The organism is Micrococcus sp. HMSC31B01, assembly GCF_001816085.1.
Taxonomy (GTDB): Bacteria; Actinomycetota; Actinomycetes; order Actinomycetales; family Micrococcaceae; genus Micrococcus; species Micrococcus luteus.
In genome coordinates this window covers 1-6,526 of sequence record NZ_KV825115.1, presented here as the reverse complement: position 1 = coordinate 6,526, position 6,526 = coordinate 1, and the positions used below count along the sequence as shown (strand labels likewise).

7 protein-coding genes and 1 pseudogene are annotated in these 6,526 nt (G+C 72.5%); all 8 read left to right on the top strand.

What is annotated here, in order from left to right:
- Positions 1-276 (top strand): annotated as a pseudogene (locus tag HMPREF3105_RS06255) (hypothetical protein); the annotation flags it as partial.
- A complete protein-coding gene (locus tag HMPREF3105_RS06250) occupies positions 276-1,202 on the top strand; it encodes an exodeoxyribonuclease III (protein WP_070708991.1) in 927 nt (308 codons plus the stop codon). The pseudogene HMPREF3105_RS06255 and the gene HMPREF3105_RS06250, both read left to right, overlap by 1 nt.
- Before the next feature lie 26 nt (positions 1,203-1,228).
- The gene (gene trpS, locus HMPREF3105_RS06245; protein ID WP_049145560.1) at positions 1,229-2,311 is read left to right on the top strand and encodes a tryptophan--tRNA ligase; all 1,083 of its coding nucleotides are present in this window, start codon (positions 1,229-1,231) and stop codon (positions 2,309-2,311) included.
- Positions 2,312-2,499: 188 nt separating this feature from the next.
- Positions 2,500-3,261 (top strand): ABC transporter ATP-binding protein, encoded by a 762-nt coding sequence (locus HMPREF3105_RS06240; protein ID WP_049145557.1) that lies wholly within the window; start codon positions 2,500-2,502, stop codon positions 3,259-3,261.
- Entirely contained in the window at positions 3,258-4,541 is a 1,284-nt protein-coding gene (locus HMPREF3105_RS06235) for an ABC transporter permease (RefSeq protein ID WP_020624728.1), read from the top strand. The genes HMPREF3105_RS06240 and HMPREF3105_RS06235 overlap by 4 nt, the downstream gene beginning before the upstream one ends.
- 58 nt (positions 4,542-4,599) lie before the next feature.
- Positions 4,600-5,202 (top strand): hypothetical protein, encoded by a 603-nt coding sequence (locus HMPREF3105_RS06230; RefSeq protein ID WP_020624727.1) that lies wholly within the window; start codon positions 4,600-4,602, stop codon positions 5,200-5,202.
- 108 nt (positions 5,203-5,310) lie between these two features.
- Positions 5,311-5,895: a hypothetical protein gene (locus tag HMPREF3105_RS06225; RefSeq protein ID WP_070708990.1), complete on the top strand. Its 585-nt coding sequence runs from the start codon at positions 5,311-5,313 to the stop codon at positions 5,893-5,895.
- 7 nt (positions 5,896-5,902) lie between these two features.
- Positions 5,903-6,430 (top strand): hypothetical protein, encoded by a 528-nt coding sequence (locus tag HMPREF3105_RS06220; protein WP_070708989.1) that lies wholly within the window; start codon positions 5,903-5,905, stop codon positions 6,428-6,430.
- The last annotated feature ends 96 nt before the right edge of the window (positions 6,431-6,526 follow it).

Sequence of the window (6,526 nt, the reverse complement as noted above, 5' to 3'; positions counted from 1 at the left end):
GGCCGCGAGGCCGACGCCGCCGCCCCCGCGGTGGCCCCGCCGGCGCCGGCCGCGGACCCCCTGCGGGACACCAAGCTGGACCACTCGTTCAAGATCGCCCAGGTGCAGGTGCGCGTGGTGCGCGAGCAGCTCGCCGCGGGCGCGGGCATGGACCGCGAGATGGTGGACCGCGCCCTGGAGACCATCGACATCACGGCCTCCAACGCCCGCGACATGATCAAGGAGTCCCGGGCCGGCGGCGCCGAGGGCCCGGTGAGCGGGACGGTGATCGGCTGATGACGGCGCTGCCCGAGAAGGACCCCGTCACCGGGAAGTACCCCGAGCCCGCCGAGGGCGAGCCCGTGGTGCACGCCCACGCCGGGGCGCCCAAGGCCGACGGCGCCGTGCGCGTGGCCACCGTGAACGTCAACGGCATCCGCGCCTCGCACCGCAAGGGCATGCGCGAGTGGTTCGCCGGCCGCGGCGTGGACGTGCTCACCCTCCAGGAGGTGCGCGCCCCCGCGGACGTCACGGCGCAGCTGGTCCGCGAGATCGTGGGCGAGGACTGGGACGAGGTGCACCTGGCGGACGCCGTGGCCGCCGCCAAGGGGCGGGCCGGCGTCGCGATCGCCTCGCGGTTCCCGCTCGGCGAGGTCCGCACCGGCATCGCCGACGCCGACGGATACTTCGACGACGCCGGCCGCTGGATCGAGGCCGACCTGCGCCTGCCGGACGGCTCGCCGCTGACCGTGGTCTCCGCGTACGTGCACTCGGGCGAGGTCGACACCCCGAAGCAGGAGGACAAGTACCGGTTCCTCGACGAGATGGTCCGCCGCCTCTCCGAGCTGGCCGCGGGGGAGGGGCACGCCCTCGTCACGGGCGACCTCAACGTGGGCCACACCGAGCTGGACATCAAGAACTGGAAGGGCAACGTGAAGAAGGCCGGCTTCCTGCCCGAGGAGCGCGCCTACTTCGACCGGTTCTTCGGCGAGCTCGGCTTCACGGACGTGCACCGCGCCCTCGCCGGGCCGGTGCCGGGCCCGTACACGTGGTGGTCCATGCGCGGCAAGGCCTTCGACAACGACGCCGGGTGGCGCATCGACTACCACATGGCGACCGCGGGCCTGGCCGAGCGGGCGACGACCGCCGTCGTGGACCGCGCCCCCAGCTGGGGCACCCGCTTCTCCGACCACGCCCCGCTCGTGGTCGACTACCAGTTCTGACCGTGCAGGAGAGACCCGAGGCTGAGATGACCATGAAGAAGAACTCCGTCCAGGACGTCCTGGCCCAGGACGCCGCCGCCACCGCCCACCTGCCCGGCGCGTCCGCCCGGCACCGCGTGCTCTCCGGCATGCAGCCATCGGCGGACTCCCTCCACCTGGGCAACTACCTCGGCGCCCTCGTGAACTGGGAGCGCACCCAGGCCGACTTCGAGGCGTTCTTCTTCATCCCCGACCTGCACGCCATCACCGTGCCGCAGGACCCGGCAGCCCTGGCGGAGCGCACGCGGGTGGCCGCCGCGCAGTTCATCGCCGGCGGCATCGACCCCGAGCGCTCCACGCTGTTCGTCCAGTCCCAGGTGCCCGAGCACGCGCAGCTGGCGTGGGTGCTGACCTGCATGACCGGCATGGGCGAGGCCATGCGCATGACCCAGTTCAAGGACAAGTCCGCCAAGCAGGGCGCGGACGCGGCCGGCGTCGGCCTGCTCGCGTACCCCATGCTCATGGCCGCGGACATCCTGCTCTACCAGCCGCATGGCGTGCCCGTGGGCGACGACCAGCGCCAGCACGTGGAGCTCACCCGCGACCTCGCCCAGCGCTTCAACCACCGCTACGGCGAGACGTTCGTGGTGCCCACCGGCTTCTACCCGGAGACCGGCGCGCGCATCTACGACCTGCAGGACCCCACGTCGAAGATGTCCAAGTCCGCGGCGTCCCCGAACGGGCTCATCAACATCCTCGAGGAGCCGAAGAAGACCGCCAAGAAGATCAAGTCCGCGGTCACCGACGACGGCACCGAGGTGCGCTTCGACCGCGAGGCCAAGCCCGGCGTCTCCAACCTGCTGACCATCCTCGCCGCGGTGTCCGGCACGCCGATCCCGCAGCTCGAGGAGGAGTTCGTCGGCAAGATGTACGGGCACCTCAAGGTCGCGGTGGCGGACGCTGTCGTCGAGCGCCTGGCCCCCGTGCGCGAGCGCGCCCTCGAGCTGCTCGCCGACCCCGCTGAGCTGGACCGCATCCTCGCCTCCGGAGCCGAGAAGGCCCGCGCCGTGGCCACGCCCGTGCTCGAGGACGTCTACGCCAAGGTCGGCTTCCTGCCGCCGCTGCGCTGAGCCGGGCCGCACCGGCCCCGCGGCCTCCCGACGATGGCCCGCGCCCCCGACCTGCGGGGGACGCGGGCCGTCGTGTTCTCCGACTCGAGGTGGAGGCGGCGGCGCGTGCGCGGCTGTCAGGATGGAGGCACTGCCTCCGCTCCTGCCGCAGCGGGGGCGAGCCCCACCGACAGAGGAGTGCCGGAGCCATGTCCACCGCTGTCCCCATCCCCGCCGTCGCCGAGGTCCCGCCCGGCGCCGAACCCGTCCTGGAGACGGAGAACCTCGTCAAGGTCTACGGTCGCGGGGCGTCCCGCTTCGACGCGCTGAAGGGCATCACCCTGCAGATCCAGCGCGGCGAGTCCCTGGCCGTCGTCGGCAAGTCCGGCTCCGGCAAGTCCACCCTGATGCACCTGCTGGCGCTGCTGGACCAGCCCTCCGCCGGCGTCGTCGCGATGGACGGCCGTCCCGTCTCCCAGCTCAAGGCCGCGGAGATCTCCCAGCTGCGCAACGAGCGGTTCGGCTTCGTGTTCCAGCAGTTCTTCCTGAACCCGAACCAGACGGTCCTGGAGAACACCGTGCTGCCGCTGAAGATCGCCGGCGTGGGCCGGGCCCAGCGCACCCGCCGCGGCATGGCGGTGCTCGAGCGGCTCGAGCTCGCGGACAAGGCGAAGAACAAGGCCACGGACCTCTCCGGCGGCCAGAAGCAGCGCGTGTGCATCGCCCGTGCGCTCGTGAACAACCCGACGGTGCTGTTCGCGGACGAGCCCACGGGCAACCTGGACTCCGCCACCTCGGCGGCCGTGGAGGACATCCTCTTCGGCCTGCACCGCGACGAGGGCATCACCCTCGTGGTGGTCACGCACGACGACGACCTGGCCGCGAAGTGTGACCGTCGCGTCGAGCTGCAGGACGGCGTGGTCATCGCCGACGAGCGCGTCGGCACCGAGCGGGACGGAGCGCGGGCATGAAGGCCACCGACGTCGCGGGCACGGCGCTCGCCAACACGATGCGCTCCAAGCTGCGCACCTTCCTCACCGTCGTCGCGATCGTGATCGGCGCATTCACGCTGACCCTCACCACGGGGCTCGGCGCGGGCATCAACAAGTACGTGGACAACGTGGTCGAGGGCTTCGGCAAGCCCGGTGAGCTGACCGTGATGAAGCAGCAGGACATGTCCTCGGCCGGCGCGGCGAGCGGCTCGCCCCAGGAGTACGCGGAGCAGGACGCCGCCGGCGGCGAGATGTTCGGCATGCCACTGCTCACCCAGGAGGACCTCGCCGCGATCGAGGACACCGAGCACGTCACCGAGGTGAAGACCTATCGGGTGGCCGAGCCGGAGTACATCCAGGGCCCGGACGACCGCAAGTGGCAGACCGGCTTCATGGGCAGCTCCGGTGAGATCGACATGCTCACCTTCTCGGCCGGCCGTGCCCCCGAGGCCGGCGCCGCGGAGATCGTCATGCCCGAGTCGTGGGTGGAGGACCTGGGCGCCGGCGACGCCGAGGACCTGGTCGGCACGGAGCTGACCGTCGTGGCGGCGACCCCGCTGCAGGAGCACAAGTCCGTGACGGCCACCGTGGTCGGTGTGACGAAGGCGGCCGCGTCCGGTGCGGGCACCGCCCCGACGCCGTCGGAGTCGCTCGAGCAGGAGATCTACGACATCACGACGGAGGGCCTGCCGGAGTCCCAGCGGGACACCTACTTCCAGGCCACGGCGATCGTGGCGGACCCGGAGGCGAACGAGGACGCCGTGAAGCAGGCGCTGGCCGACCAGGGCCTGCTGGCGCAGACCCTCGAGGAGCAGCTCGGCGTGATCCGCGGCATCATCGACGCCGTCACGTGGGTGCTGACCGGCTTCGCGCTCATCGCGCTGCTCGCCGCCAGCTTCGGCATCATCAACACCTTGCTCATGGCGGTGCAGGAGCGCACCCGGGAGATCGGCCTCATGAAGGCTCTCGGCATGACCGGCGGGAAGATCTTCGGCCTGTTCACCATGGAGGCCGTCGTGATCGGCCTGCTCGGCTCGCTGGTCGGCATCGGCCTGGGCGTCGCCGTCGGACTCATCGCGAACCAGGTGTTGACCACCGGCCCCCTCAGCGGCGTCACCGGCCTGGTCCTGTTCGCGGTCAACCCCCTCGCCCTGCTGCTGATCCTGCTGCTGATCGTGGCCATCGCGTTCATCGCCGGCACCTTGCCCGCCCTGCGTGCGGCCCGGAAGGATCCCATCGAGGCACTGCGGCACGAGTGATCCTGCCACCGCGCCCGTCACCGCCACCACCGTCACCCACGACACCGAGGAGCTCACCATGACCACCGATCGACCGAACCCGGACCCGAACCCGGAGCAGCCCGCCGTGGGCTCCCGCTACGGCACGCAGCCCTACGCGGCCCCGGGCTACGGCGCCCAGCCGGGCAGCCCGTACGGCATCGTCCCGGAGCCGGCCGCGTTCCCCGCGCTCCTGACGCTGACGCTCACGTCGCTCGCGCTGTACGTGCTGTCCTCCCTGCCGGCCCTGTTCGGCGGCGAGGAGAGCATCGAACGCATGCGGGACTCCCTTCGCCAGAGCGGCCTCACCCCCGAGCAGGTGGAGGAGATCGCGCCTGTCGTGGGCGCCTCCGTGACGGTGGGCACGATCATCGTCCTGCTCATCGGCGTGGCCCTGTACGCCCTGGTGTACTTCAACCTCCGCGGGGCCAAGAACTGGGCCCGCATCCTCGGCATCGTCGTCGGGATCCTGGGCACCCTCAGCGCCGTCGGCGGCATCTTCTCCTTCGTGACCTACCCCGGCATCGGCGGCGTGCTGGCCTCCGTGCTCAGCCTGGCGCTGGTGATCGTGAACATCCTGTGGCTGGTCAAGGCCTTCAACCCGCAGGTCGCGGCCTACACCCGTCAGGGCCGCCGCGCCTGACCCCGACGCCGTTCGCCGGCGGCGAGTCCTGGGTCGCCAGCCCTCGCCCCGGCGTCGGCCAGCGGAGACCATGGCGACATGGCCTCCGATCATCGACCCCCGCATCCCGTGTCCCCCCACCCCGACGACCTGGACGGCGGCGGGCGGCCCGTGGTGGGCCCGGATGAGGCGCGGCGGCGCATCGCCGGGCACTCCGGCCCGGACGCCCGCCCGCTGATCCGCCCCGATGCCCGCACCCCCGGCGTGTTCCGGGCGCTGCTCGGGCTGACGGTCGCGTCCGCGGTCCTCTACGCCGCGTCGATCCTGCGCAACCTCCTCCCGGGCGCGGCCCAGGACATCGCGGACTCGCTGCCCGAGGGCAGTGCGCAGTCGCCCGCGATGACCGCCGAGGCGATCGAGGGCGCCCTCACCGGCAGCGTCTGGTTCGCGACCCTGCTGGGCCTGGCGGTCTACGCGATCGTCCTCGTCGGCCTGACCCGGCGCAGCAACGCGGCGCGCATCATGGGCGCCCTGTTCGCCTCGATCGCCATCTTCGTGACTCTGCTGGGGACCATCCGCCTGTTCGTCTTCCCCGCCGGGGACGTCGTGCTGCCCCTGGTCCTGGGCGGGCTGTTCGCGCTCGTGAACGCGGCCTGGCTCGTGTGCGCCTTCAACCCCGGCCTCGCGACGACCTTCCTGCGCCGCCGGGCATGATGGGGGCATGCACCCCCTCGACGACGATCCCCACGCCGCCACGGACCGCGACCCCGCCCCCGATCGCGCGGCCCTGCGTCCCCTGCGCCTGTTCCAGACCGTCACGGCGGTCACGGGTGCACTGAGCGCGGCTGGCGTGGCGGGCGTGCTCGCCCTGCAGTCGACGCCCGGCTACGCCCGCGCCGTGCTGGAGGCGCGCTCCTGGGGCGCGAGCGAGGTCACCGACGCCGACGTCGCCGCGTTCGTCACCCCGGCGGGGGCGTGGCCGGTGGCCGCCGCGGCGGTGGTCCTGCTGGCCGTGGTGCTCCTGGCCGGCATCACCCGCCGGATCCGGGCCGTGCGCCCCGTGGGCAGCGTGCTGGTGGTGCTGGGGATGCTCACGGCGGCCTTCTGGATGGTCGACGGCGGGCGGATGGTGCAGGCCGGGGGAGGGGGCCCGGTCGTGCTGGGGGCCGTCGTCGGGATGCTCGTCTCCAGCGCGGTGTGGCTGCGGGTGGCGCACCGGCGGGAGACGCGCGCCGCCTTCGACGTCTGAGCTCGGACCGCCTCCGCCTCCGGTCCCGCCCCCGTCCCCACGCCGAGGCCCGCAGACACGCCGCTACACCGGGCCGGTGACGGCGCGTCTGCGGGC

Coding starts and splice junctions, on each gene's coding strand:
- HMPREF3105_RS06230 (WP_020624727.1), top strand. CDS start 4,600: ATGACCACCGATCGACCGAACCCGGACCCGAACCCGGAGCAGCCCGCC.
- HMPREF3105_RS06235 (WP_020624728.1), top strand. CDS start 3,258: ATGAAGGCCACCGACGTCGCGGGCACGGCGCTCGCCAACACGATGCGC.
- HMPREF3105_RS06240 (WP_049145557.1), top strand. CDS start 2,500: ATGTCCACCGCTGTCCCCATCCCCGCCGTCGCCGAGGTCCCGCCCGGC.
- HMPREF3105_RS06250 (WP_070708991.1), top strand. CDS start 276: ATGACGGCGCTGCCCGAGAAGGACCCCGTCACCGGGAAGTACCCCGAG.
- HMPREF3105_RS06220 (WP_070708989.1), top strand. CDS start 5,903: ATGCACCCCCTCGACGACGATCCCCACGCCGCCACGGACCGCGACCCC.
- trpS (WP_049145560.1), top strand. CDS start 1,229: ATGACCATGAAGAAGAACTCCGTCCAGGACGTCCTGGCCCAGGACGCC.